We start from the raw sequence: 24,246 nt of genomic DNA, 5'->3' as shown, positions 1-24,246 counted from the left end.
GGACTGACGGCGCCTCCGGCGATCGGGGAGTGTGGACCCCATGACCCACGACGCCCCGGGCGGGTTCACCGAGACCGAGATGTACCGGATCCTGGAACGGGCGGCCGGCGCCGTCGGGCTCGGTTGTTCCGGAACCCGTCTGCTGCGCGGACAGACCAACGCGGTCGTCCTCCTCGAAGAGGACGGAGTCGTCGCCAAGATCGCCCGGAAGGGGTCCCGGGCCGACGACGTCGCGCGGACGGTCGAGTTCGTCCGGTGGCTCACCGACGCGGGCTTTCCCACCGTCCCCCTCCACCCCGTCGAGCAGCCGGTCGTCATCGACGGGCAGGCCGTCACGTTCTGGCGCCATCTGCCCCAGCCGCCGCTTCCCGTCGCCGCCCACCAGCTGGCCGCGCCGCTGCGCGCGCTCCGCACCCTGCCGGCCCCGCCCGTGGCCCTGCCCGCCCACGACGACCTCGCGGCGATCCGGCGCTCGCTCGGAGCGATCACCTGCCTGCCCCCGGAGACACTGGCCTTCCTGGGCGACCGCGCCGACCGGCTCGACGCCGCCCTCGCCACCGTGGAGTTCTCCCTCCCCGAGGGCGTGATCCAGGGCGATCCGCAGCACCGCAACGCCCTGCACCTCGACGGCGGCGCCGTCCTGTGCGACTGGGACACGGTGGCGTTCGGGCAGCCGGAATGGGACCTGGTCACGGTGGAGGTCCATTGCAGGCGCTTCGGATACGGAGAGCGGCACTACGAGGCCTTCGCCGGGGCCTACGGCTGGGACGTCACCCGCTGGCCCGGCCGTCCGACCCTCGCCGCCATCCGGGAACTGCGCATGATCACCACGAACGCGCGGAAGGTCCACCACGCCCCGGCCGGTCTGGAGGAGGTCCAACGCCGTGTGGCCGGGCTGCGGAGCGAGGATCCGTTCCTGCGGTGGAACATCCTCTGACACCGGCGAAAGCGGGCGGGTATCCCGGCATCGGAGGTCGGAGGTCGGAGGTCGGAGGTCAGACATGGCGTTTGCCCTCGCGGGGACCGACGTGCCCCGCCACCTGGTCGAAGGTGGGGCCGCCTCCCGACCGCTCTGGGAGGTGAAACATTTCCGCGGGCCCGGTGCGTCGGAGGTACTGAGACCGCACACACCGTCACCTCCGCTCCGATCAGAGGACGTTCCCTCATGTTCTTGACGCTCCCCAGGTCGGCCACGGCCCTCGCCGTCGGGCTGGCCGCCGTCGTCGCCACCGCCGTCTCGCCCGCCGCCGCCCACGACGGGAAATGGCGGGACGTCAGCCCGTCCGGCGGCGACGGCAGCGTGCTGTTCGACGTCGAGACCACGCGGGGCACGACCTGGGCGGTCGGCTTCCGCAGCGACGCGACCACCCGCCCCTTCGCGCCGGTGGCCATGCGCTGGAATGGCACGGGCTGGCAGTCGCCCCCGCAGCCCGCCGACCACGGCCGCCTGGACGACCTCGCCGCCGGCGCGCCCGACGAGGTGTGGGCGGTCGGTACGCGCCACGAAGCCGTGGGCGACACGGACTGGGACCGGGGCCGCGCCCTGCTCCAGCACTGGGGCGGCACCGCGTGGAGCGAGGTCGCCCTGCCCTTCCCGGAGGGGGCGAGCGAGACGTCGCTGTCCGCCGTCGCCGTGGACGAGGGCGGCTCGGTCTGGGTGTACGGCGGCTACGCCGACGCGGCCGGGGAGTACGTACCGGCCCTGTTCCGCGGGGAGGCGGACGGCGGCGGCGACTGGACCCGGTTGCCCGCGGACACCGGGCTCAACTGGGTCTCCCAGCTGGAGGCCCGTCCCGACGGCGTCCTCCAGGCCGTCGGTGACGGCGTCTCCCGCTTCGACGGCACGTCATGGACCAAGCAGAGCCTGCCGCCCGCGCTCGACGGGGCGCTCTTCGACGGCATCGAGACCCGGGCGGCGAACGATGTCTGGGCCGTCGGCCACATCAGGGACGAGAAGCTGTGGCGCCGACCCGTGATCGTGCGCTTCGACGGCCGTGCGTGGCGCACCGTCCGCACTCCCGCAGAGACGGGCCAGCTGTACGACATCGCCTTCGACGGCTCCGGCCGGCCGGTGGTGGTGGGGGAGACCATGAACCCCGAGGTCAACCCGGACGGCAACTACGTCCTCACGCCCGGCCCCCAGGGCTTCCTCACCCGCACCGAGGAACCGCCCGGGGCCGGATACCTGTACGGAGCGGCGACCGACGCGACGGGCCGGATCTGGACCGTCGGCGGCACCGCCGGCGCGGAGGGCGGCATCTCCCCGGCGGCGTACGCGGGCGTCCGCCGCTGAACCGGGCGAACCGTGTGCACGGCTCACCCGGCGCGCCTCGCGCCGGGCCAGGACGGCCGTGACCCGCTCCGGGTGCCCCGGTGCCGTCAGGCAGTTCCGCCGGGCTCCTCCGCCCGCACCCGCGCCCCGGCCCGGTGCAGGGAGCGCAGCGCCGCCAGCAGGACGCCGATGTCGTCGAGGAGGACGGGATCGGGGAGCAGGTCCGCGGGACTGACCAGGTAGAGCAGGGCGCCCCAGAAGAGCACCTTGCGCGACATCGGAACACCGGAGTCGCCGAGCATCCTGCGAGCCCGGAACAGCCGGACGGCCAGTACGACGGCCACCACGAGGGTCGCGGCGAAGACCACCGCGGCGATCGCCCACCAGTAGCCGCTCACGCCGTCCATCCGGTCCTCCTCTTCCCGCTCCGGCTCTTCCTGCTCCGGGTGCTCGAAGAACGTGTGCCCCGAAGCTCCGGTTCCGCACCGTCGTCCTCGTCGTCGTCGCCGCCGACCGTCGGAGCCGGAGCCGGAGCCGGAGCCGGAGCCGGAGCCGGAGCCGGAGCCGGAGCCGGAGCCGCTTTCCGTCCGGGCAGGGGAATACGATCCGCCGGTGCGTCGTTTGTCGCAGCACGCAGGTGCCGTCCACCCTCAGGCGGTCGAGAGCCATGACCCGTGCCCGTCACGTCCGCCCAGCCCGCCGTGCCGCCGCCGCGACGGCGCTCCTGGTCCTGCTCGGGGGCTGCGCCGCCTCCGGCGCGGGGGCTCCCGCCGCGTCCTCGGACGCCACCTCGCCGGAACCCGCGTCCACCGCCGCCGTCGCGCCGCCGGCCGCCCGCGGCTCCGAGGCGCCCGAACCGGTGGCCGCCACCCCCACCCCGCGCCCGCGCCCCGCCGAGCTCGACATCCCTTCGATCGGGGTGGGGGACCTGCGGGTGGTGCCGTACGAGGGGAGGACGGACGACCGGGCGGGCACCCGCATACAGGACCGGGGCGTCGCGGCCAGCCCGTACGGGAAGCACGGCGGCGTCGGCCCGGGCGACATCGGCAACTACCAGGTGACCGCCCACCGGCTCTCCGCCGGGGGACCGCTCCGCGACCTGCCCGACGTCGACGTCGGCGACGAGGTGCGCGTCACCGCCGAAGGCGCCACGTACACGTACCGGATCGTCGCGACCCGCACCACCTCGTTCCGCTCCGACCGCTCGCTGGCCGAGCAGCGGGCCGCCGTCCCCGGGAAGCCCGGCGAACGGCCGACCCGCGCCATGATCACGCTCTCCACCTGCGCCACCCCGGAGGACGACGCGGCGGGAAACTTCTGGCGCGACGCCCAGGGCAACCCCGAACACCGCATCGACAAGATCGGCGTCCTGGCCACGACCCACCCGTCGTCCGAGCGCGACTGACCAGGGCGACCCACCAGGCCGACTGATCACGGCGACCGACCAGGACGGCGTACGAGCACCAGGAGGGCCCCGCCCCTCATCCCGAGGGGGCCTGTGCCGGTTCCGGCGGACGGGCGGCCGTGTCCTCGGGGAGTCCCGGACGGGTCAGCAAGCGCTCCCTGACCGCGGCGAGGACCTCGGATCGGGGGCGCGGGCCGTTGTCGGCCGCGATGAGGTGGTCGCCGATCCGCAAGGAGAAGGTGATGAGGCAGCGGGCCTCGACATCGTCCTCGTCGGGACAGAAGGCGCCGTAGAGCGCGCGCAGGTAGTCCATGCGCCGGTTGTCCGCCCGGCGGAGGCGGCCCGCGACCTCCTCGTCGCGCCGGGCCCAGTCCCGGACGGCGAGCTCGACCCCCGCGGCGGTCACGGGGGTGTCGGCCGATCCGACGACGTCGAAGAGCCGCCCGAGCCGTTCGCGGGCGTCGCCGCCGTCGCGCTCGATCCGCTCGATGACCTCCTCGGTGACCCCGCGCTCCCAGGTGTCGAGCATCTCGTCGAGGAGGGCGGCGCGGTTGCGGAAGTAGCCGTAGAAGCCGCCCTTGCTGACGCCGAGGGCCTGGGCGAGGACCTCGACCCGGACGGCCTCGGGTCCGCCGGCGGCGAGCGCCCGCAGCCCTTCCTCGATCCAGTGGGCCCGCGGCGTGCGGATCGCACCCATGCCAGGTCTCCCCTCACGTCGTTCCGGACCCGAGTATACGGCGCCGTATATGAAGGGGTTATGCTCGATCTATACGCCACCGTATAGACAGGGGTTCGTCATGAACGCGCTGCGTCTTCCCGCGAGCGACCACACGTCCCGGCCCTGGCGGATCCACGAGATCGCCGGCGACTTCCGGCTCGAGGACCTCTGGGCGCTGCCGACTCCGGGCGGCCCCGACGACCTGCACCACCTGGTCGAGCAGATGGCGGGCGGCACGGACGGTCCGGACGGCGGCAACCCCGTGGGCCGTTTCCTCTTCGCGGTGCGCTGGAAGCTCGGGGCACTGCTCGGCTGGGACGCGCCGGACTCGGGCGTCGGCGGCCGGGTGGAGACCCTCCGCGACCGGCTTCCGGAAGACCTGCGCGAGGCGCCCCCGGGGCCGGACCTCGCCTCGGCCCCCTTCACCTCGGTCTTCCAGACGCACGACGAGTGGGCCGCCGAGTACGCCAACAAGACCATGCACGGCGTGATGCACATCGGCTGGGTCCCCGACGGGAACGGCGGACACCGCGGCCAGATGGCCGTCCTGGTGAAGCCCAACGGCCGTCTCGGCTCCCTGTACATGCTCGGCATCAAGCCGTTCCGGTACCTGGGGGTGTACCCGGCGCTGATGCGGTCGATCGGCAGGGAGTGGCACGCGAACTCCGCGCGCCGCACCGCCCGCTGAGCACTCGCGGCAGCCGCACCCGTCGGCGTGCGGCAGGCGGACGCGGGCTCGCGTCTTCGTGGAATTCCCTTGCTCAATGGTCAAGAGTCGTTGACCATTGGGCGCATGACTTCCGACGACCTTCCCGAGACGTTTCACGTCACCACGGACGAGCAGTTGCGCGCCGTCTCCAACCTCACGCGCCACCGGATCATGGTCGTCCTCCGCTTCGAGCCGGCGACGATCACGCAGATCGCCGAGCGGGTGGGCCTCGCGAAGGGGAGTTCCAGCTACCACGTGCGGCTGCTGGAGCGGGCCGGCCTGGTGAAGGTGGTGCGGACCCGGAAGGTGCGGGGCGTCACCGAGCGGTACTACGCGATGGCCGCGCGGACGATCGCGCTGCCGGATCCGGGCGAGGGAGGGCCGGATGTGCTGATGCGCCACGCGGTGGCGGACCTGGAGGCGTCGCCGGTGGACCAGCGGCACGTGGGGATGGCTCACCTGCGGCTCACCGAGGAGCAGTTCGCGCAGCTGGGGGCACGGCTGCGGGCCCTGGTGGCCGAGTACCGGGAGCTGTCCGACCCGACCCTGCCGGACGCGTCACTCGTCTTCGCGCTGTTCCACCCGGCGCCGGGCGAGCAGGCCGAAGGGGCCGCCGAATGACGTCGGACCCCCGGAAGTCGCCGACCGGTTTCGGACGGCTGTGGACCGCACAGACGGTGTCCTCGCTCGGCGACGGGGTGTCGCACGCCGCGCTGCCGCTGCTCGCGTTGACGTTGACGCGGGATCCGATGGCGCTCGCCGTCGTCACCGCCGCAGGGACGCTGCCGTGGCTGCTCTTCGGCGTGCTGGGCGGCGCTTTGGTGGACCGCTGGGACCGCCGGCGCACGATGTGGGTCGTGGACGCGGCGCGCGCGGTGCTGCTCGCGATACCGGCGGCAGCGGCGGCGTTCGACGTGCTGAGCATTCCGCTGCTCGCGGCCGTCGCGTTCCTGCTGGGCCTCGGCGGACTCTTCTTCGACACGGCCGCCACCGCCTATCTGCCGGATCTGCTAGGCCGGGACCCCGTCCTCCTGGAGCGAGCCAACTCCCGTCTGCGCGGAGCCCAGACCGCCATGTCCGGCTTCGCGGGGCCGCCCGCGGGCAGTGCGCTGCTCGCGCTCGGGCGGGCGGTTCCGCTGCTCGCCGACGCGGTGTCGTTCCTGGTCTCCGCCCTGCTCGTCCGGTCGCTCCCCGCCCTGCCCCGGCCGGTGCCGGAGACCCACGAGTCGCTGCTCCGGCAGGCGCGGGCCGGCGCATCGTACGTCTTCCGGAACCGGCTGCTGCTGGGACTCGCGCTCCGCCCGGCGGTCGGGAACGTCGCCTTCCTCGCCGTGGAGACCGTCCTCGCCCTCTTCGCGCACGACCGCCTCGGCATCGACACCTACGGCTTCGGCCTGCTCCTCGCGGCGGAGGCCACCGGCGGCCTCATCGGTGCCGGCATCGCCTCCTTCCTGGGCCGGAAACTCGGCACCGGAACCGCGCTGACCTGCACAGCCGCTGTCGAAGGGCTGGCCATCCTGGGCCTGGCCGCCGCCCCGAACCCGTACGCGGCCGGATGGGCGCTCGCCGTGTGCGGGGCCGGCATGGGCGCCACGATGGTGCTCGGGCCCTCCCTCCGGCAGGCGATCGTCCCGGCCCACCTCATGGGCCGCGTCGCCTCCACCTCCCGCATGCTGGCCATGTGCGCCGCCCCCGTCGGCGCGTTCCTCGGCGGCTGGCTGGCCACCACCTACGACATCCGCACCCCGCTGTACGCCGCCGCCGGCCTCCTCCTGGCGATGACGGCCGTCACGGCCTCCATGACCGACAACCGCCGGGTCGAAGCAGCGCTGCGCGCCGCCGCCCGGACCGCAGGCCCGGTTCCCCCGGCACCCAGGCCGCCGTCCCGGAAGAGCTGACCGACGCGTCGTGGCGCCTGCCGCCAAGCCGCCGCGACCGCTCCCCACCGCTCCCCGCGCACGCGGGACCAGGCACGGCCCGCGTGGTTCCCGCCGCTGTCGGGCTCACGGTGGAAACGGCCTGCGAGACGTCCCGCGCGGAGCCTCCCGACACGAGCCCCGCCGGCACCATCGCGGCGTCAGACCTGGCCGGAGGCTGACAGGATCCAGACATCGCACCGGTCCGGCCATCGACTCCGGCCATCAACTCCGGCAATCGCCTCCGGCCGTCGCCTCCGCCGTGCACCGCCACTCCGGGAAGAAGGGCGTGTCGTCACAGATCGTCCCGATCCGGTGGGGCAGGGTGATGCCCTCACTCCGGTCGGGAAGGCAGGCACTCTTGGGAAGCGTCGACGTGGCGGCCGCACGGCGGATGGCCGAAGCCCTGTTCATCGAGCGGGCCTGGCGCAGCCGCAGCGCCTCCCGGTTCTGGGTGCTGCTGATCCTGGCGGCCGTCATCGCGAGCGCGGGTGTGGTCGGTGACTCCACCGCCACGGTCATCGGAGCGATGATCGTGGCCCCGTTGATGACGCCCATCCTCGGAACCGCGCTGGCGCTCGTCCTGGCCGACCGGGCGCACGTCACGCGCAGCGCGCTGCTCGTGCTGGGCGGTGCGGTGGCGGTCGTGCTGATCGGCATGCTGCTGGGCTGGGTCGCCGCTCCGCCCGACGCCTTCGCGAGCAACAGCCAGGTGTCCTCGCGGATCAGCCCGCGCCTGATCGACCTGCTCGCCGCTCTGGCCACCGGAACCGTCGGCGCGTTCGCCCTGATCCGCACCGACATCTCCGACACCCTGCCGGGGGTCGCGATCGCCATTTCGCTCGTCCCGCCGCTGGCCGTCACCGGGCTGCTGCTCACGGTGCGGCGTTTCCACGACGCGGGGGAGTCGGCGCTCCTGTTCGCCACGAACGTCGCCGCCATCGTGGCCACCGGCACCCTCGTCTTCCTCGCGTACCGCGTCCGCGACGCCGCACGGGCCGCGGGGCTCACGGTGGGCGCGTTCCACGGCCGGACCCTCGTCGCGGTGGCGGCCGTGGTCCTCCTCGTGGCCGTCCCGCTGACCACCGGCACGCTCTCGGTGGCCCGCGACCGCGCCCTGGCGGCCGACGCCCGTCCCGTCGCGGACCGCTGGGCCTCCGCCGGTGCCTGGCAGATCGCCTCGGTCGACGCCCGCAACGGCGTCGTCCTCATCGGCGTTCTCGGCCTCCCGCCCCAGCCCGCCCCCACCGCCCTGCGCGCGGCACTCGACCGGGCCGGCATGAGCGACGCCGACCTGCAGCTCCGCCTCGTCGGAGGCCGCACGCACTGGTGCCCCGCCTCCTCCACCACCTGCACCATCGAGAAGACCCCCACCGGCTGAGAACCGACGAGCGCCGCCGGACCCGACAGGCCGCTCGGGACGTTCGGGACGCTCGGTCGGTCGCTCGGGTCGGTCGGCCCGGTCGGGACGGTCAGCTCGGATGTCCGAGGAGGCGTCCGGGCAGTGACCGACCCCCTCCGTCAGCCCCCTCCCCGCATATGCTGCCGACGTGCAGCTGGAATTGAGACATCTCGAAGCTGTCTGCCGGATAGCGGAAGCAGGCAGTCTGAGCCGTGCGGCGGCACTGCTCGGGGTGTCCCAGCCGGGCCTGTCCGCCCAGCTCCGGCGAATCGAACGCGCCGCGGGCGGAGAGCTGTTCGTCCGCGACCAGCGCGGTGTGGAGCCGACGCCACTGGGCGAATTCGTGCTCTCCAAGGCGCGCAGGGTCCTGCGCGAGATGGATGCCCTCGCGGCAGGCGCCCGGGCCGCCGCACCGCATCCGACCCTGCGGCTCGGCTCCATCCTGCTCGTCCTGACCGACCAGCTCTTCGGACGCCTGGAGCAGGAACTGCCCGGCCACGAGATCGAGGCCGGCATCGAGCAGTCGGTGACCACCCTCACCCGCATGCTCGGCGCCGGACAGTACGACGCGATCATGTACGGGGAGGTCGCCGACCACGAGGTGCCGCTCCCCGACGGCATGGCGGTACGCACCCTGATACCCAAGGAACCGGCGTGCGTACGCCTGTCGGCCGCCCACCCGCTTGCGGGACGGGACCGGATCCACCTCGCCGACCTGGCGGAGGAAACCTGGCTGACGATCGTCGAGGACGACGACGGCGGCCCGGAAGCCATGATCGACGCCTGTCGCAAAGCCGGCTTCACACCGAAGCTGCGCTACCGGATCGCCGACCGCAAGCTGCGCTACGACCTGATCGCCTCCGGACGGGCCGTCTCCCTGAGCCAGCCGACCTCACCGCACGCGGAGGGCACGGTACTGCGCCCGCTGGCCGGCGACCCGCTCACCGGCCGCATCCGCCTCGCCTGGAACCGATCCGCGCTCCCCGACGACCGGGCCCGGCTGCTGTACCGCGCGGCAGGACTCGCGTACCTCGACAGCGTCCCCCGCAACACCTTCTACCGCTCCTGGTGGGAGTCCCGCCCGGAGCTCCACCCGGACCTGGACTGAACGCACCCGGGAAAGCCGCGAGCAGAGGCACGGCGACGGCCTGCCGGGCCCGGAGAGACAGGCCGCCTGACCTCGGCAGCGCTGTGTCCCCGCTGCACGGCGGTCTTGAAGAGGCCCAGCCGTTCCGGTGCTCCGGTGCTTCGGTGCTACGGCGTGCCTCAGAGCCGGAGGGGCCGGAAGGGCCGGAAGGGCCCAAGGTCACGGGCGCGGCGGCGCAGTCCTCGTGCCGGGAGCAGTCTGGCGGCGCGTCCACCGAAGCCGTCACGACCGTCATGGCCGTCCCGCCGGCAGGGGACCCCGAGCGGCCGCCTCCGCCCCGGCCTTGGAGCCGCGGCGCCGGGGCCCCTGGATCTCGGCGGTCCTGGCTGTGGCGGCCCTGGCCGTGACCGCGCCGGCTGTGGGCGCGCTGGTCACCGCCCTGATCACCTGGAACGTACGGGAGCGGTCGACGCCCGCGACCTGCGCGAGCCGTGCCGAGACCCACCGCGGCCTCCGGTGCGGAACGTCCCGGGTCCGGCCGGAAACCGCTCGGTCCCGAGTGCGGCGAGCCCGTCACGACGGGGCAGCGGGAGGAGTGTGTGGCCGAGGTCCGGGAACTCCTCGTCGGCCACGGCGCGGAGACGGCCGTCGACGGACAGTTCGGCCCGGACCTCGCCGTGCGCGTCGCCGACTGCCGGTCGTTCCTGGATCTCCTCCACGTCCTGCCCGACACCGATGGCAGCCGTAACGCGGGGTGTTCCAGATCTCCGACGCCGGGCTCCGCGACCTGCGCGGCACGCCCCGGACGCGCTGGACCCGGAGCGGGACATCACGGCCGCGCACCGGCTCTGAGCGCGGAAGCGGGGACTTCGGCCACCGGCCGAACTGCCTGGCCACAGCCCGCAAGGCGACGACGGCCCCGCGCCGAGACCTCCGGGCGGGCTCGGGCGCGGCAGCCGGGAAACCGGCGAGGATATTCCGGGACATTCCGACGGAGCCCTGTGTTTCCCGGCGCCCTGCGCCGGGTTATGGGCCCGGCCGTCCGCCTCGTAGGGTCGGGCCATGACCAACAGGCAGTCCGGCGCGGACACCGAGGGCAAGGGGCCGGGCCGGCCGCGGGACGAGCGGATGACCGGTGCCGTGCTGGACGCCGTCGTCGAGCTGGTCGCGGAGCGCGGCATGGGGGAGCTGACCATGGCGGCCGTCGCCGCCAGGGCGCGGGTCAGCAAGCCCGCCATCTACCGGCGGTGGCCCACCAAGCAGGACCTGGTCATCGCGGCCGCCGAGGCCCGGGTCGGCGCCCTGACCGTGCCGGACCTGGGGAACTTCCGGGACGAGCTGCGGGAGCTGCTCACCGCCCGGCTGCGGCAGTACCGTGCGCCCGGCGTCGACCGGCTCCTCGCGGGCGTGATCGGTTCCGCGGCAGAGGCGGGCGCGGAGCGGAGCGCGTACGGCGCCTACACCGGCCGGGTCACCGGCGAGACCCGGCGCATCCTGGAGCGCGGAATCGCCCGCGGCGACGTACGGCCCGACACGGACGTGGCGGCGGCGGCGACGCTCGTCGCCGGCTCGCTGCTGTTCCGCATGCTGGCGGAGCAGGACGCGCCGGACGCGGGGCTGGTGGACGCGGTGGTCGACATGGTCGCCCGGGCCGTCGGAGCGGAGGACTGACGGTCGTCGCCGGGGGCGGTGGGGCCTTCGGGGCCTCCCGGCCGTCCTGAAGCCGTCAAGCCGCCCGGCCTCCCTGAAGCCGTCAAGCCACCCAGTCTCCCTGAAGCCGTCAAGCCGCCCGGCCTCCCTGAAGCCGTCAAGCCCCCCAGTCGTCCTGACGGCTTCAAGGCATCCCGGCCGGCCCCTTGGCCGGTCTGGCGGCGGCGCATGCGGCCGAGGGCGGCTCGCGGGGGAGCGGGGGGTCCGCGGGGCGGCAGGTAGGACGAAGCTCGGCAGCCGCGCCCCGGACGTCGGGCGCGCCGAAGGGTTTTCGGGGGAGTGGTCCCGCTTCCTCCCGTAAGGCGCTGCGTGCCATGAGGTGGCACCACGTGCCGTCAAGGGACTCGGTGATCCTCGCGGGAGAGTCCTCCCCGCGGACGCCCCGCACATTTTCGGCCGTACCCCCTTGCCGAGCCGCGCTCGAATATCGATACTCCGGGTAACGAATTTGGTGAGCCGCCGTTCACGCGCACCGCTACCCGGCTGCCCCCGGCCGCCGCCCGCCGTGGGTCGCGCCGCGCCGGCCCACCACCCCGCCTCCCCCGAAGAGGAACCGCATGATCACCGACGCCGTCTCCGCCCCCAGGCCCGTCCTCGACAAGCCCCTGATGCACTACGGGCGGCGCGAGCTGAACCGCACCGCGCCCGGGACCGCCCCCACCGCCTACACCCTCTTCGGCGTCAAGCCGATGACCCCGCACTTCGGCGCCGTCCTGACCGGCATCGACCTGACCCGCCCGATCACCGACGACCTCGCCGAGGAGCTGCGCCAGGCACTCCTCGAATGGAAGGTGATCTTCTTCCGGGACCAGCACGGCTTCACCGCCGACCACCACCAGGCCCTCTCCGCCGTCTGGGGCCCCACCGAGCCCAACCCCTTCTTCCCGAAGACCGGTGACGCCGGCATCTCCCGCCTGGCCAAGGACGGCAAGGCCGCGGGCAACAAGAACATCTGGCACAGCGACCACTCCTTCATGGCCAACCCGTCCCTCGGCGCGGTCCTGCGCGCCGTCGAGGTGCCCGCCGCCGGCGGCGACACCATGTGGGCCGACATGGCCGCCGCCTACGACAACCTGCCCGAGGAGCTGAAGGCGCGCATCGAGGACCTCACCGCCGTCCACGACTGGGAGGCCAGCTGGGGCGCGCTGATGAACGACGAGCAGAAGGCCGCCTTCCGCGCCGACTGGCCGCGGGTCGAGCACCCCGTCGTGGTCCGCCACCCCCGCAGCGGCCGCAAGACCCTCTACGTCAACGAGCCCTTCACCCGCTTCATCAAGGGCCTGTCCGAAGCCGAGAACCGCGACCTCCTCGACATCCTCGTCCTCCAGGCGCGCATCCCCGAGTTCCAGATCCGCTTCCGCTGGGAGCCCGGCTCCCTCGTCGTCTGGGACAACATCGCCACCCAGCACTACGCGGTCAACGACTACTTCCCGCAGCGCCGCGTCATGGAGCGCATCGCCATCGCGGGCGTCCCCCTGTCCTGACCCGCGCTGCCGCCCCTCGCTCCACCCTTCCGCCCCAGCCCCTCGCCCCAACCCCCCGCCCCACCAGGGCTTCCGGCGGCGGCACCCGCCGCCGGAAGCCCTCCCGCGCACCCGCAGCCCGGCACCCCCGGAGGACCCCGTGACCGCTGCAGAGACCGACCCCCCACCGCTGAGCGGTGCCGCCCCGACCACGACGCACCCGACCACGACGCACCCGGCTACGACGCACCCGGCCACCAAGCATCCGGCTACGACGCACCCGGCCACGACGCACCCGGCCACGAAGCACCCGAACCGCCGCGCCTGGACCGTCACCGGTCTGCTCGTGGTCTTCATGATGGTCAACTTCGCGGACAAGTCCGTACTCGGTCTCGCGGCCGACGAGATCCGGGCGGACCTCGGCCTGACCGCGACCGAGTTCGGCCTGGCCAACAGCGCCTTCTTCCTGCTGTTCTCCGTCTCAGGCGCCCTGGTCGGCCTCCTGCTCGCCGACCGCGTCCCCACCCGCCGGCTCCTCCTGGCCATGGCCGTGCTGTGGTCGCTGGCGCAGATCCCGCCGGCGATCGGCGGCGGCCTCGCCGTCCTGATCGGCTCCCGACTGGTCCTCGGCGCGGCGGAAGGACCCGCCTTCCCCGTCGCCCAACAGGCAGCCCTCTCCTGGTTCCCCGACCACCGCCGCAACCTCCCCGGCGCCCTGGTCACCCTCGGCGTCACCCTCGGTGTCATCACCGCCGCACCCGGCCTGACCTGGGTCATCCAGGAGCACGGCTGGCGCGCCGCCCTCTGGGTCGTCGGCGCGGTCGGCGCGATCTGGGCGGTGCTGTGGCTGCTGCTCGGAGGCGACGGCCCCTTCCGGAGCGACGACGTCCCCGGCGGTTCCAGCACCCCCGGCACCGCCCCCGGCGCGGATCCCCCGAGGCGTACGTCACCGGAGCCCGCCGGCACAGTCCCGGTCCCGGCCACGGTCCCGGCCCCGGCCCCGGCCGTGACGGCGGCCGGGGCCGTTCCCGGGTACCGCCGCGTCCTCGCCACCCGGACCTGGGCCGGCGTCACCCTCGCCTACTTCAGCAGCTACTGGATCGTCGGCCTGATGGTCGCCTGGCTCCCGTCCTACCTGCGCAACGGGCTCGGCTACTCGGCCGACACGGCCGGCACGCTCGTGGTGTCGCCGTGGGCCGTCGGGGCGGTGGTCCTGCTCGGCCAGGCGGTGCTCACCGGCCGGCTGATGCGACGGGGCGTCAGCAGCCGCACGGCCCGCGGCCGGATCGGCGGCGCCATGCTCCTGATCGGCGCCGTCAGCCTGTTCTGCGTCCCGCTCGCCGACACCACCACCGCGAAGACGGCACTGCTCGCCCTCGGCCTCGGCACGGGGGGCTCCTACGCCACCATCGCGGCGACCACCGTCGCCGAACTCGCCCCGCCCCGCCGTCGCGGCGGCGCCCTCGGCACGATGAACGCGGTGGTCACCACCGCCGGCCTGATCGCACCGGTCGTCGTCGGCAGGTTCGTCGACACCCAGGGCGACGCCGGCTACCAAAGCGCCGTCCTCCTCTCCGGTGCCCTGCTCACCCTCGGCGCCCTCGCCTCGCTCACCCTCGTCGACCCCGCCCGCGACGCCGCCCGTCTCGACCCCGCCCGCCCCGGCCCCGGCCTTCGCAAGTGAACCGCACCGCCCCCTTGGAGCCCTCGTGACCACCCCCCTCGTCGACACCGACGCCCTCGACCGTGCCGTCGCCGACCTGCGCGCCGGCCAGGACGGCTGGGCCGCCACCCCGCTCGCCGAACGCATCGCCCTGCTGGAGCGGATGCTGCCGCGCATCACCGCCAGGGCCGCCGAGATGGCCGCGGCCGGCGCCCGCGCGAAGGGCTACGGCCCCGATTCCCCCGTCGCCGCCGAGGACTGGATCGGCGCGCCCTGGGCCATGACCCAGAACGTCGGCGCGCTGCTGCACGTGCTGCGCCGGCTCGCCGCCGGGCGGGAGCCCCTGCCCGCCCGCGCCGTCCGCGAGCGCCGAGGCCGCACCGTCGTCGACGTCTTCCCCGCCACCGGCTGGGACCGCCTCCTGCTCAACGGCTTCACCGCCGAGGTGCGCATCCGGCCGGGCACCACCCCGCGCCAGGTGCGCGACCGCGCGGCCGCCCCCTACCGGGGCCGGGCGCCCCGGCCCCGGGTCTCCCTCGTCCTCGGCGCGGGCAACGTCGCCGCGATCACCGCCCTGGACATCCTCCACAAGCTGTACGCGGAGAACCAGGTCGTCGTCGCCAAGATGAACCCGGTCAACGACTACCTGCGCCCCCACTTCGCCGCCGTGTTCGCCGAGTTCATCGACCGCGGCTGGGTCCGCTTCGTCGCCGGAGGGGCCGCCGAGGGCGCCTACCTCGCCGCCCACGACGGGATCGACACCCTGCACGTCACCGGAAGCGAACGCACCCACGACGCGCTGGTGTGGGGAACCGACGACCGGGCCGAGGAACGCCGCCGCGACGACGCGCCCCTCCTCGACAAGGAGTTCACCAGCGAACTCGGCGGCGTCAGCCCCTGCATCGTCACTCCCGGCCCCTGGACCCCGGCCGACTTCCGCCACCAGGCCGAGCACATCGTCACCAGCAAGATGAACAACTCCGGCCACAACTGCATCGCCAGCCAGGTCCTCGTCGTGCCGGCCGAGTGGGACGGCACGGAGAAGCTCCTCACCGAGATACGCGCCGTGATGCGGGCCCTCCCGCCCCGCACCGACTACTACCCCGGCGCCCAGGACCGCCTCGCCGCCGTCCGCGCCGCGCACCCGGAGGCCGAAGTGCTCGGCTCCGACGGCTGCCGCCTCCTCGTCCCCGACGTCACCGACCGGAACGACCCGCTGCTCACCGACGAGGTCTTCGGCAGCGCCCTCGCCGTCGTCCGGCTGCCGGGCGCCGACCCGGGCGCCTTCCTCAAGGAGGCCGTCGCCTTCGCCAACGACGTCCTCCCCGGAACCCTCGGCGCCACCCTCCTCGTCCACCCCCGGACCGAGAAGAGCCACCCCCGGCAGGTGACCGAGGCCGTCGAAGCCCTCCGCTACGGCACCCTCGGCGTCAACTGCTGGTCCGCGATCGGCTTCCTGCTCGGCTACACCCCCTGGGGCGCCCACCCCGGGCACACCCGGCGCGCCATCGGCTCCGGCATCGGTTTCGTACACAACGCCTTCATGCTGGAGGACGTGGAGAAGACCGTGCTGCGGGCCCCCTTCGCCCCCGCGCCGCGCGGCCTGTTCACCGGATCGCCCTCGATCTCCCCGCGCCCGCCGTTCTACGTCACCCACAGGACCGCCCTCCCCACGATCCGCCGCGTCACCGCCTTCACCGCGGCGCCCTCCCTCGCCAAGCTGCCCGGGATCTTCGCGTCCGCGCTGCGGGGCTGACCCCGCGCCGCACCCTCCACCACCCCGCCCACCGCCTCCCACCATCCCGCCCACCGCCTCCCACGACCTCCCGCTCCCCTCACCGTCCCGAGAGGACCCCCGATGAACCTTGCCGACCTCGTCAGCCGCAGCGCGGCCGAGCACGGCGACCGCACCGCCGTCGAGCTGGGCACCACCCGGATCTCCTACGCCGAGCTCGACGCGACCGTCGGCCGCGTCGCCGCCCTGCTCGGCGCCCGCGGCGTGCGACCCGGCGACCGGGTCGGCGTGATGCTGCCCAACCTGACCGAGTTCCCCGCCCTGTACTACGGCGCGCTGCGGGCCGGCGCGGTCGTCGTCCCGATGAACCCGCTCCTGAAGGCCCGGGAGATCGCCCACTACCTCCAGGACTCCGGCGCCAAGCTGCTCTTCGTCTTCGACGCGGTCGCCGGCGAGGCCGCCAAGGGCGCCGAGGGCTGCGACACCGCGGTCGTCCCCGTGGCACCCGGCGCCCTCGCCGGCCTCCTCGCCGACCACCCCGACCCTGTCACGGCCCCGGTGGGCGGCGGCCGGGACACCGCCGTGATCCTCTACACCTCCGGCACCACCGGCAAGCCCAAGGGCGCCGAGCTGTCCCACGACAACATCGCCCGCAACACCGAACTGTGCGCCCGCGACCTCTTCGACCTGCGGCCGCAGGACGTCGTCCTCGGCTGCCTGCCGCTGTTCCACACCTTCGGCCAGACCTGCGGGATGAACACGGCCGTCTCGGCCGGCGCCCGCCTCACCCTGCTGCCCCGCTTCGAACCCCAGGCGGCCCTCGGCGCCCTCGAAACCAGCGGGGTCACCGTCTTCCTGGGCGTGCCCACCATGTTCGCCGCGCTCCTCGCCGCCCGCCACCGCGCCCCCGGCACCCACGACGTCTCCGCCCTGCGCCTGTGCGCCTCCGGCGGCTCGTCCCTGCCGGTGGAGGTCCTGCACGGCTTCGAGAAGGCCTTCGACAGCCCCGTCCTCGAAGGCTACGGACTGTCGGAGACCTCGCCGGTCGTCACCTTCAACCACCCCGGCCTCCCCCGCAAGGCCGGCACCGTCGGCACCCCGCTCCACGGCGTCGAGGTCCGCCTGGACGCCGTGGAGGACGGCATCGGCGAGATCTGCGTACGCGGCCACAACGTCATGAAGGGCTACTGGAACCGCCCGGACGCCACCGCCGAGGCCCTCGTGGACGGCTGGCTGCACACCGGCGACCTCGGCCGCGTCGACGAGGACGGCTACCTCTCCGTCGTCGACCGCAAGAAGGACCTGATCATCCGCGGCGGCTACAACGTCTACCCGCGCGAGATCGAAGAGGTCCTCTACGAGCACCCCGACGTGGCCGAGGCGGCCGTCGTCGGCCTGCCCCACACCGAACTCGGCGAGGAGGTCGGCGCGGCCGTCGCCCTCCACGAAGGCGCCACCACCACCCCCGGTGAACTCCGCGAGTACGTGCGCGCCCAGGTCGCCGCGTACAAGTACCCCCGTGTGGTCTGGCTCCTCGACGAACTCCCCAAGGGAGCCACCGGGAAGATCCTCAAGCGGGAGATCGAGCCGCCGAGTCCGGCCGACGGCCGCTGACACGCGGGGCACGGCCCGCCCGGGGTACCGGGCGGGCCGTGCCCGCGGGTCGCCCGCCACCGGGGGCGGGGCCGCGCTCAGCCGAACAGGTTGTACGAGCCCGCCCCGTAGAGGGTCGTGCTGACGCGGGCCAGGAGGAACGGCACGTCACGCCCGCCCGTGCCGGAGAAGTAGTACGTCCTCCCGGTGGCGCTCTCGTAGGCGAGGAGGTCGTTCTTGCCGTCGCTGTCGTAGTCGCCCGCGCCGACGAGTTCGCCGTAGCGCCCGAACCCGCCGCCGATGAGGCTGCGCCGGGTGAAGGTGCCGTCGCCCTTGCCGAGGTACATCCACAGCACGCCGTCCTTGTCGCGGGCGACCAGGTCGCCGGGGGCGGCGCCGGCGATGTCGCCGGTGGCGGTGAGCTGGTTGTAGACGCCCCAGCCGGAGCCGATCCTCTTCCGGGGCTCGAAGGGCTTGGCAGCGCTGCCGGTGGCCTTGTAGAGCCACAGGACGCCCGTCTTGTCTGCGGCGAGGAGGTCCGGGCGGCCGTCGCCGGTGAAGTCGGAGCCGCCGGTGAGCCTGTCGTACGTCTGCCAGCCGCCGCCGACCTGGACGCGTCGGGCGAAGCCGCCGAGCCCGTTGCCCTGGTAGAGCCAGAGGACACCGGCCTTGTCGCGGGCGACGACGTCCGCGTGGGCGGAGCCCGCGATGTGGCCGGTGGCCTCGACGCGGTCGTAGATCTGCCAGCCGCCGCCGATCCGGGTCTTCGGCACGTCGACCTCGCTGCGGTACCGGCTGTCGCGGAAGCCGGTGTCCGACCAGAGGACACCGGAGGCGTCCCGGGCCAGCAGGTCGGGCGCGCCGTCGTCGTCGAAGTCGTGCGGCTTCGCCGACCGGGTGACGGTGAAGGAACCGGACCTCTTCAGGGCCGGTCCGACGCCGGTCCACGGCTCGGCGGTCATCTCCCAGGTGTACGCGCCGTTGTAGGCCATGCGGGTGTCGGGCCCGCCGTACCTGTTCCCGTCGCCGAGCGTTCCCGACCACGACGGGCCGAAGGGGAAGCCCTGGCGGTAGTCGCTGTCCCAGCCGCCGGCCTCGTCGTAGCCGTCCATCACCCAGTCGTAGGTCCTGCCGGTGCGGACGTGCCGCAGCCGCACCGTGACCTTCGAGTCCCAGTGGTTCAGGTACCAGTGGAACGGGACGAACCGAACGTCATCCAGGTTCACCGTGCCCGTGGGCACCGAGGCCGGCTTCGACTCCGCCGTCTCCGTGGGCGAGCCGTTGGCCGCGACGAAGGCGGCGGAGGGCTTGCCGTCCGCGTCCGCGGCGACGCGGTAGGCGCCGTCGCCTGTCCCGAGCCGGCCGCCGCCGGCCAGCATGCCGCCGCTGCCGTCCGGCACCAGCTCCGTGAAGCGGTCGAGCAGTTCGACCGGCGCGGCGGTGGCGTCGGTGAGGCTCCGGGCGCGCAGACCGGGGTAGGGCGTGGTCTTCTTCGCGAACCGGGGGGCCACGCCGTCGAGGAGCCAGTCGCCGACCAGGCCGATCACGGGCCGGGAACCCGCCGGCCCGAGTTCGACGAGCTTCCGCTCGGCCGGCGCGCCCCGGGTGACGACGACCGCCCGGTCGATGCCGGAGACGTCGTCCTCCACCCAGGCGACCCGGGTGTCCGAGACGGTGAACCGGTCGTCGGCCGGGGTCCTGTAGGTCTCGGTGACCTTCCCCGCTTCGAGGTCCACGAGACCGTGGTACCGAGCGCCGTCGGCGCCGGTGAAGGCGACGACGCCGTGCTCGGCGGTGCCGGGCCGGACCTCGAACTCCCCGGCGCCGGCCGGCAGTCCGGTGATCAGGCGCGCGCCCTGGGCGGTGTGGGCCCAGAGAGTGGTGCCGGGAACGGAACCGGTGACGGTGCCGGTGTCGGAGGCGGAGGTAGAGGTAGAGGTGGAGGTGGAGGTGGAGTCGAGGGTGAGGGCGGTGAAGGCGTACGGTCCGGCGATGCCCACCGCCCGGTCGTTGTTCTCGGGAAGGCGGTAGCGGGCCCCGCTCGCCATGTCGACCACGTTCTTGGAGAGTTCGTCGACGTACAGGTCGCCTCCGGCCGCCATCAGGTAGCTCCCGGCGGGAAGGCCTGTCGTGCCGCCCTCGTAGCTCGTCCAGACGACCCCTCCCGGGTCGCCGAAGTAGGTGCTGAAGAACCCGGCGCCGCCACCCGCCTCGATGACGTGGTTCACGGGCATCCGCGGGACGGCCTCCCGCGCCTCCGCGCCCGCCGCGGCGGTGCCGGGCGCGGAGTCCGCCACGGCGGCGGGGACGGTCAGCGCTCCGGCGCCGAGGGTGACGGCGAGGACGGTGGCGACGGCAGCGGCGGTACGACGCCGAGCTACGCGTACAGGAAGCACGGGCTCTCCAGACGAAGACGGGTCGGCCCGCCCCTACGCGCGGACCGACCCGTATGACGATCGACCGGGAGCGGAGGTTGTACGGGCAGCCGGCCTCGACGAGCCCGGTGACGGAACCGGCCGGGAGGAACGCCGTACACCGTCCGCCCGCGCCCCGGAAGCGACTTGCCGAGGGACCGGGCCCCGACGGGTACGGGCCGCCGGCTTCCCGCCGTCCGTCACCCGCCATCCGTCATCGTGGGAAGTGTTCGGTGATCGCGGTCACGATCCGGTCCGGTGCGTCCTCCTGGATGAAGTGCTTCGCCCGGCGGAGTTCGACGACCTCGAGTGCGGTGAACGCGGAGCGGATCCGGGGGAGGCACGCCTTCGGGCGGAACACCATGTCCCGCATGCCCCATATCGCGAGGGCCGGCTTGGAGCCCAGACGGGCGGGCACGTCCCGGGCGAGGTCTTCGAGCAGTGGGCGAGCGGCACGGATCTCGCCGGGCATGACCGCGAGTCCGCGTCGGGACTCCTTGGTGGGCTGCGCCATGCGGTAGTGGTCGGCCTCGGCCCTGGTCAGGTGAGGGCCCGTCCGGCCGAGCAGGAACTTCTCCACGAGGAGGTTCTGTTCGAGGATGCGCCGCCGCATGGGGCGGCTGCTCATGATCACGCTGAACGCCAGGTTCGCCGGCTGCTCGATCGGCCAGAACGCGGTGTTGCCCAGGACGACGCCCTTGACGCGGTCCGCGCGCGTGGTCGCCGCGCCGAGTCCGATGGGGCCGCCCCAGTCCTGGCCCATCAGCACGAAGTCGTCGAGCCGCAGATGGTCGATCAGCTCACCCACCACCGCCGTGTGCTCCGCGATCGTGTAGCCGAAGCCGGCCGGCCGCTCCGAGAGGCCGAACCCCAGGTAGTCGACGGCGATGCAGCGGTACCGGTCACGAAGCCCCCTCACGATGTGCCGGTAGAGGAAGCTCCAGGTGGGGGAGCCGTGGCAGAACACGATCGCCGGCCCGCTCCCCTCGTCGATGTAGTGGACCCGCCCGGCGGACGAGTCGAACCATCGCGAATCGAAGGGGTACAGGGCCGGGTCGGGAACGAAGCCGGTCATCGCGCTCTCCTTCGGTCTGCGCCACAGCCGGTCGGGCCTGGCTTCCCCGTGCCACTACAGGTGTAGAGCCTTCTGGGTGAGGACTCTACACCTGTAGCATCGAGTGGTGTCTACGAACGTGGCGAGTGGCAGTGAACGACGGGAGGCGATCGCCGAGAGCGGCATTCGCATCATCGCCCGCGACGGTGTCCGTGCCCTGACCCATCGAGCCGTCGACCGCGAAGCGGGGATCCCCCAGGGGTCGACCTCCTATCACGCGAAGACGCGGCTCGCGCTGGTGGAGCTCATCGTCGACGCGCTCGCCGCCCGTTCGAAGGCCGACGCCGGAGAACTCGCCGTGGCTCTGAACGCGAGGTTCGAGCGCGAAGGCCGGATCGAAGTCGACGAGCTCGCCGCGCTGATCGCGGGACTCGTCGAGACCCTCGCGTCCCGCCGCGACGACATGAGGGCCCGTTACGCCCTCATTCTCGAACTCGACGACGCGCCCCAGGTACGAGCGAAGCTGACGGCGGACTCCGAAGTGCACGCCCTCACCCGGCAGGTGACGGCGTCGGCCCTCGCCGGAGCGGGACTCCCCGCCTCGGACGGGCACGTCGAGGAACTGATCGCCCTCACGGAATCTCTGGTGTTCTACCGGACCGCCATCGACGAGACCGCCTCACCGCGGACCGTCCTGGCCACGTACCTGCGCGGTGCGGCCTCGGCGTAGACCGCCGACCGCCGCACGCGGACCCCTCCGTACGGCGCCCGGCCTCCCGCGGCAGCCTTCCGCGCCGAGCTTTCGTGGGCACCGGCCGCGCCCGTGGGGACCGCTCGCCATCGTGTTCACCCCGGCGGGCCGGTCCGCCGCCTGGGGGAGACCGGGGCCGTCATGCGGCGGCCCGGCGCGCGTACACCGGCGATGCGGAGCACAGCTTCCGTAGGTCCGTCGACGACGTTGACGGCGCTGACGACACTGACGGCGGAGAGCGAACCGTCACCTCTCAGCTCTGGCACTAGCACTGGCACCGGGATCGCCATCGGCATGCCGATGGCGAGCACGACGACCTGGAGCACTTCCAACTCCTCCTCCCGGCAGGCGGAGAACGGCGCGTCCAGGCCCGTCGGACCACGTACCGGGCACTCGGCCGGAACCGGCTGGCCGGCCCTCGCGACCGAGGCCGGATCCGTCGTCCCTGAGTGGCGGACGCCGCAGGAGGACGGATTTCTTCCAGCCGCTGCTCGTGGCCCGCGCCGGCGAGTAGGGGAGTCCACTGCCCGGCGCGGGCGGCGGACGACTCCGAGATCCCGAACGGCGGACGGACGCGGCGCCGCCGGCGGTGCTGTTCTCCGAGCGATGGTGCTCCCCGCGGGCCGGCCGCGGGTAGCCTCTGGCGATGTCGAACGAATCAATGGTGGCGGGAGTCGGCCTCGCCGGTGTGATGGCGCACTGCGGCGGAAGCCTGGCGGGCGCGGTGGAGCTCCTGGTGGGGGCGATGGCCTCGGCGCCGGCGGCACCGGAGCCGTACGCGACCCTTGCCGAGCTGTGGGCGGACCGGCGCCCGGAGCTGGAGGAGATCCTCGACGAGGACGGTTCCTTGAGCGCCGTGGCGACGCAGGCGTACTTCCTGTTCCTCGACGGGGACATGGACGACGCGGTGATGTCCCTCGGCTCGGTCTCGGGCGTGCGGCCCGACGTGGCCTGGGGCGACGCGCCCTGGTTCGGCGATGCGCGCTTTCTCGGCGCGGTGAGCGCCGGGGCGATGGCCGAGGCGTGTCTGCGGACGCTGGACCACGGCCACGCCCTGGACGGCGACGAGACGCGGGCGCGGTTCGCGCCCTGGTTCCGTGCCATCGACGTGGTCTCCGAACGGGATCCCGTTCCGGAATCGCTGGCCGCGATGTCCCGACTGCCCCGGGCCTGCGGCCGGTACGAACTGGCCCTCGCCCTGTGCGACCGGGCCGATGCCGTCGACCGGGTCATGTGGACCGCGGTCGCACGAGCGGCCACCTGGCGTGTGAAGGGTGACCTGGACCAGGCCGCCGGAGCCTTCGAGGACGCCCTGCGCATAGAACCCGACAACTGGTCCCTCCACCTGGACCTGGCGGACGTGCGTGCCGCGCAGGGCGACTTCGCCGCAGCCGCGAGCCTCGTCGCACAGGGCCTGGAGCACGAACCCCGGGAAGTCACCCTGCGCGCGGCGAGCGCCGCCTACCGCACACGCCTCGCCGGCTCGTCCGGCGACCTGAAAACCCTGATCGCCCTGGCACCAGAGCTCACGAACACCGCTTACCGGAACCTGCTGATCGACTACGCCTGCGCAGGGCCGAAGCTGTCTCGAAGACTCGTCGCCAAGGCCCGTCGGATCCGAGACAACTGAGGGGGCGCGCCTCCTGCCGGACAACGCCGGCCGGCGGACGTTCCGCCGTCGCCCCCGCCTTCCCCCGCCCCCGCCTGCCCGCCCTCCCCCCCCCCCGCGATCCGGGTCAGGGGCGCGGGAAGCGGGCGCGCATGGCGTCGACGCAGGTGTCCCTGGACGTGGGGCCGCCGAACCGAAGACGGTCGTAGGCCGTGAAGTCCGGTTCCAGTGCGTCGAGTTCGTCGACCAGGGCGTGCAGCCGCGTACGCCACGGAGCGGAACCGGCATCCGGCTCGTTCGCCGCGGCACCGATCGCGGCCGTCAGGTGTTCCTTGCGCTGGATGGTGGCCGGCGTCACCGAGTGCAGACACACGTACTGGCCGCTGAGATACGCGTTCCACTCCGCCTTCCCGATGGCCGGGTCGGCCCAGTGAGCGGTGAACCACGCTTCGAGCACTTCCGCGCCGCCGGCCCCGTCCGCGAGCGCGAACAGGTCGGCCGGCACCATCTCGGCACCGTCGGAGCGCAGGTATCCCGGGAGCGGCAGACGCCCTCCCAGCATCAGACGGCGGACCTCGTCGACATCGCGACCGTGGCCGGCGCACAGTTCTTCCAGGACGACGAACTGCGCGCTGACGTACACGTCGTCCGCATCGGTCATCGGATGGACGCCGTTGACCTGGTGGAACCGTTCGGCAAGCTGCTGTTTCAAGTCCGTCTCCGGCACAGGGACCTCCCGCCTCAT

General features: G+C 73.5%; 20 protein-coding genes. 15 read left to right on the top strand and 5 right to left on the bottom strand.

Translation table 11 applies throughout. The features are described 5' to 3' along the window. The first annotated feature begins 40 nt into the window (after positions 1-40). Entirely contained in the window at positions 41-937 is an 897-nt protein-coding gene (locus ACF1ED_RS08370; RefSeq protein ID WP_391757873.1) for a phosphotransferase, read from the top strand. A gap of 228 nt (positions 938-1,165) precedes the next feature. After that, positions 1,166-2,293 (top strand): hypothetical protein, encoded by a 1,128-nt coding sequence (locus ACF1ED_RS08365; protein WP_391757871.1) that lies wholly within the window; start codon positions 1,166-1,168, stop codon positions 2,291-2,293. Positions 2,294-2,379: 86 nt separating this feature from the next. Here the strand turns inward: ACF1ED_RS08365 and ACF1ED_RS08360 are convergent, their stop codons facing one another. Next, a complete protein-coding gene (locus ACF1ED_RS08360; RefSeq protein WP_391757869.1) occupies positions 2,380-2,679 on the bottom strand; it encodes a YkvA family protein in 300 nt (99 codons plus the stop codon). Positions 2,680-2,939: 260 nt separating this feature from the next. Here ACF1ED_RS08360 and ACF1ED_RS08355 point away from each other — a divergent pair, with 260 nt between their 5' ends. Beyond that, the gene (locus ACF1ED_RS08355; protein WP_391757867.1) at positions 2,940-3,677 is read left to right on the top strand and encodes a class E sortase; all 738 of its coding nucleotides are present in this window, start codon (positions 2,940-2,942) and stop codon (positions 3,675-3,677) included. 76 nt (positions 3,678-3,753) lie between these two features. Here the strand turns inward: ACF1ED_RS08355 and ACF1ED_RS08350 are convergent, their stop codons facing one another. Then, entirely contained in the window at positions 3,754-4,374 is a 621-nt protein-coding gene (locus ACF1ED_RS08350; RefSeq protein ID WP_391757865.1) for a TetR/AcrR family transcriptional regulator, read from the bottom strand. 100 nt (positions 4,375-4,474) lie between these two features. On the opposite strand from ACF1ED_RS08350, the gene ACF1ED_RS08345 reads away from it, so the two are divergent. The 10 genes from ACF1ED_RS08345 to ACF1ED_RS08300 all read left to right on the top strand — a co-directional run bounded on the left by ACF1ED_RS08345 (position 4,475) and on the right by ACF1ED_RS08300 (position 17,694). Beyond that, positions 4,475-5,083 (top strand): DUF2867 domain-containing protein, encoded by a 609-nt coding sequence (locus ACF1ED_RS08345; RefSeq protein WP_391757863.1) that lies wholly within the window; start codon positions 4,475-4,477, stop codon positions 5,081-5,083. Positions 5,084-5,188: 105 nt separating this feature from the next. Continuing rightward, positions 5,189-5,725 (top strand): ArsR/SmtB family transcription factor, encoded by a 537-nt coding sequence (locus ACF1ED_RS08340; RefSeq protein WP_391757861.1) that lies wholly within the window; start codon positions 5,189-5,191, stop codon positions 5,723-5,725. Beyond that, positions 5,722-7,002: an MFS transporter gene (locus ACF1ED_RS08335; protein WP_391757859.1), complete on the top strand. Its 1,281-nt coding sequence runs from the start codon at positions 5,722-5,724 to the stop codon at positions 7,000-7,002. Before ACF1ED_RS08340 ends, ACF1ED_RS08335 begins: the two co-directional genes overlap by 4 nt. 379 nt (positions 7,003-7,381) lie before the next feature. Continuing rightward, positions 7,382-8,401: a DUF389 domain-containing protein gene (locus ACF1ED_RS08330; protein WP_391757857.1), complete on the top strand. Its 1,020-nt coding sequence runs from the start codon at positions 7,382-7,384 to the stop codon at positions 8,399-8,401. 169 nt (positions 8,402-8,570) lie between these two features. Further along, positions 8,571-9,530 carry a LysR family transcriptional regulator gene (locus ACF1ED_RS08325; RefSeq protein ID WP_391757855.1) on the top strand — a complete coding sequence of 320 codons (960 nt, stop codon included), beginning with the start codon at positions 8,571-8,573 and terminating at the stop codon, positions 9,528-9,530. A gap of 1,041 nt (positions 9,531-10,571) precedes the next feature. Further along, entirely contained in the window at positions 10,572-11,180 is a 609-nt protein-coding gene (locus ACF1ED_RS08320) for a TetR/AcrR family transcriptional regulator (RefSeq protein WP_391757853.1), read from the top strand. Between the two features lie 596 nt (positions 11,181-11,776). Then, complete coding sequence (locus ACF1ED_RS08315) at positions 11,777-12,703, top strand: TauD/TfdA dioxygenase family protein (protein WP_391757851.1); 927 nt, start codon at positions 11,777-11,779, stop codon at positions 12,701-12,703. A 139-nt stretch (positions 12,704-12,842) separates the two neighbouring features. Next, positions 12,843-14,366 (top strand): MFS transporter, encoded by a 1,524-nt coding sequence (locus ACF1ED_RS08310; RefSeq protein WP_391757849.1) that lies wholly within the window; start codon positions 12,843-12,845, stop codon positions 14,364-14,366. Between the two features lie 25 nt (positions 14,367-14,391). After that, positions 14,392-16,101 (top strand): aldehyde dehydrogenase family protein, encoded by a 1,710-nt coding sequence (locus ACF1ED_RS08305; protein ID WP_391757847.1) that lies wholly within the window; start codon positions 14,392-14,394, stop codon positions 16,099-16,101. Positions 16,102-16,203: 102 nt separating this feature from the next. Continuing rightward, positions 16,204-17,694: a long-chain fatty acid--CoA ligase gene (locus ACF1ED_RS08300; RefSeq protein ID WP_391757845.1), complete on the top strand. Its 1,491-nt coding sequence runs from the start codon at positions 16,204-16,206 to the stop codon at positions 17,692-17,694. A gap of 77 nt (positions 17,695-17,771) precedes the next feature. On the opposite strand, the gene ACF1ED_RS08295 is transcribed toward ACF1ED_RS08300, so the two are convergent. Together ACF1ED_RS08295 and ACF1ED_RS08290 are read right to left on the bottom strand one after the other, a co-directional pair. After that, positions 17,772-20,069, bottom strand: a complete 2,298-nt coding sequence (locus ACF1ED_RS08295) for an FG-GAP repeat domain-containing protein (protein WP_391757843.1) — start codon at positions 20,067-20,069, stop codon at positions 17,772-17,774. Positions 20,070-20,301: 232 nt separating this feature from the next. Next, on the bottom strand, positions 20,302-21,162 hold the full coding sequence (locus ACF1ED_RS08290) for a haloalkane dehalogenase (RefSeq protein WP_391757841.1): 861 nt from the start codon (positions 21,160-21,162) through the stop codon (positions 20,302-20,304). 106 nt (positions 21,163-21,268) lie between these two features. Between ACF1ED_RS08290 and ACF1ED_RS08285 the strand changes: the two genes are divergently transcribed. Both ACF1ED_RS08285 and ACF1ED_RS08280 read left to right on the top strand, forming a co-directional pair. After that, positions 21,269-21,871, top strand: a complete 603-nt coding sequence (locus ACF1ED_RS08285; RefSeq protein WP_391757839.1) for a TetR/AcrR family transcriptional regulator — start codon at positions 21,269-21,271, stop codon at positions 21,869-21,871. Between the two features lie 667 nt (positions 21,872-22,538). After that, on the top strand, positions 22,539-23,522 hold the full coding sequence (locus tag ACF1ED_RS08280) for a tetratricopeptide repeat protein (RefSeq protein WP_391757837.1): 984 nt from the start codon (positions 22,539-22,541) through the stop codon (positions 23,520-23,522). 106 nt (positions 23,523-23,628) lie between these two features. Here ACF1ED_RS08280 and ACF1ED_RS08275 read toward each other — a convergent pair whose 3' ends face one another. Then, positions 23,629-24,246 (bottom strand): DUF6058 family natural product biosynthesis protein, encoded by a 618-nt coding sequence (locus ACF1ED_RS08275; RefSeq protein WP_391757835.1) that lies wholly within the window; start codon positions 24,244-24,246, stop codon positions 23,629-23,631.

It is taken from the genome of Streptomyces sp. NPDC014656 (assembly GCF_043084305.1).
Classification (GTDB): domain Bacteria; phylum Actinomycetota; class Actinomycetes; order Streptomycetales; family Streptomycetaceae; genus Streptomyces.
Note: the sequence above shows the minus strand (reverse complement) of the source record. Positions and strands in the feature narration are given on the sequence as shown.

What these genes read in the sequence shown, in the direction of transcription:
- ACF1ED_RS08365 (WP_391757871.1), top strand. Translation starts at nt 1,166, where the DNA reads ATGTTCTTGACGCTCCCCAGGTCGGCCACGGCCCTCGCCGTCGGGCTG.
- ACF1ED_RS08280 (WP_391757837.1), top strand. Translation starts at nt 22,539, where the DNA reads ATGTCGAACGAATCAATGGTGGCGGGAGTCGGCCTCGCCGGTGTGATG.
- ACF1ED_RS08290 (WP_391757841.1), bottom strand. Translation starts at nt 21,162, where the DNA reads ATGACCGGCTTCGTTCCCGACCCGGCCCTGTACCCCTTCGATTCGCGA.
- ACF1ED_RS08315 (WP_391757851.1), top strand. Translation starts at nt 11,777, where the DNA reads ATGATCACCGACGCCGTCTCCGCCCCCAGGCCCGTCCTCGACAAGCCC.
- ACF1ED_RS08355 (WP_391757867.1), top strand. Translation starts at nt 2,940, where the DNA reads ATGACCCGTGCCCGTCACGTCCGCCCAGCCCGCCGTGCCGCCGCCGCG.
- ACF1ED_RS08350 (WP_391757865.1), bottom strand. Translation starts at nt 4,374, where the DNA reads ATGGGTGCGATCCGCACGCCGCGGGCCCACTGGATCGAGGAAGGGCTG.
- ACF1ED_RS08370 (WP_391757873.1), top strand. Translation starts at nt 41, where the DNA reads ATGACCCACGACGCCCCGGGCGGGTTCACCGAGACCGAGATGTACCGG.
- ACF1ED_RS08340 (WP_391757861.1), top strand. Translation starts at nt 5,189, where the DNA reads ATGACTTCCGACGACCTTCCCGAGACGTTTCACGTCACCACGGACGAG.
- ACF1ED_RS08360 (WP_391757869.1), bottom strand. Translation starts at nt 2,679, where the DNA reads ATGGACGGCGTGAGCGGCTACTGGTGGGCGATCGCCGCGGTGGTCTTC.
- ACF1ED_RS08300 (WP_391757845.1), top strand. Translation starts at nt 16,204, where the DNA reads ATGAACCTTGCCGACCTCGTCAGCCGCAGCGCGGCCGAGCACGGCGAC.
- ACF1ED_RS08335 (WP_391757859.1), top strand. Translation starts at nt 5,722, where the DNA reads ATGACGTCGGACCCCCGGAAGTCGCCGACCGGTTTCGGACGGCTGTGG.
- ACF1ED_RS08320 (WP_391757853.1), top strand. Translation starts at nt 10,572, where the DNA reads ATGACCAACAGGCAGTCCGGCGCGGACACCGAGGGCAAGGGGCCGGGC.
- ACF1ED_RS08275 (WP_391757835.1), bottom strand. Translation starts at nt 24,246, where the DNA reads ATGAGGCGGGAGGTCCCTGTGCCGGAGACGGACTTGAAACAGCAGCTT.
- ACF1ED_RS08345 (WP_391757863.1), top strand. Translation starts at nt 4,475, where the DNA reads ATGAACGCGCTGCGTCTTCCCGCGAGCGACCACACGTCCCGGCCCTGG.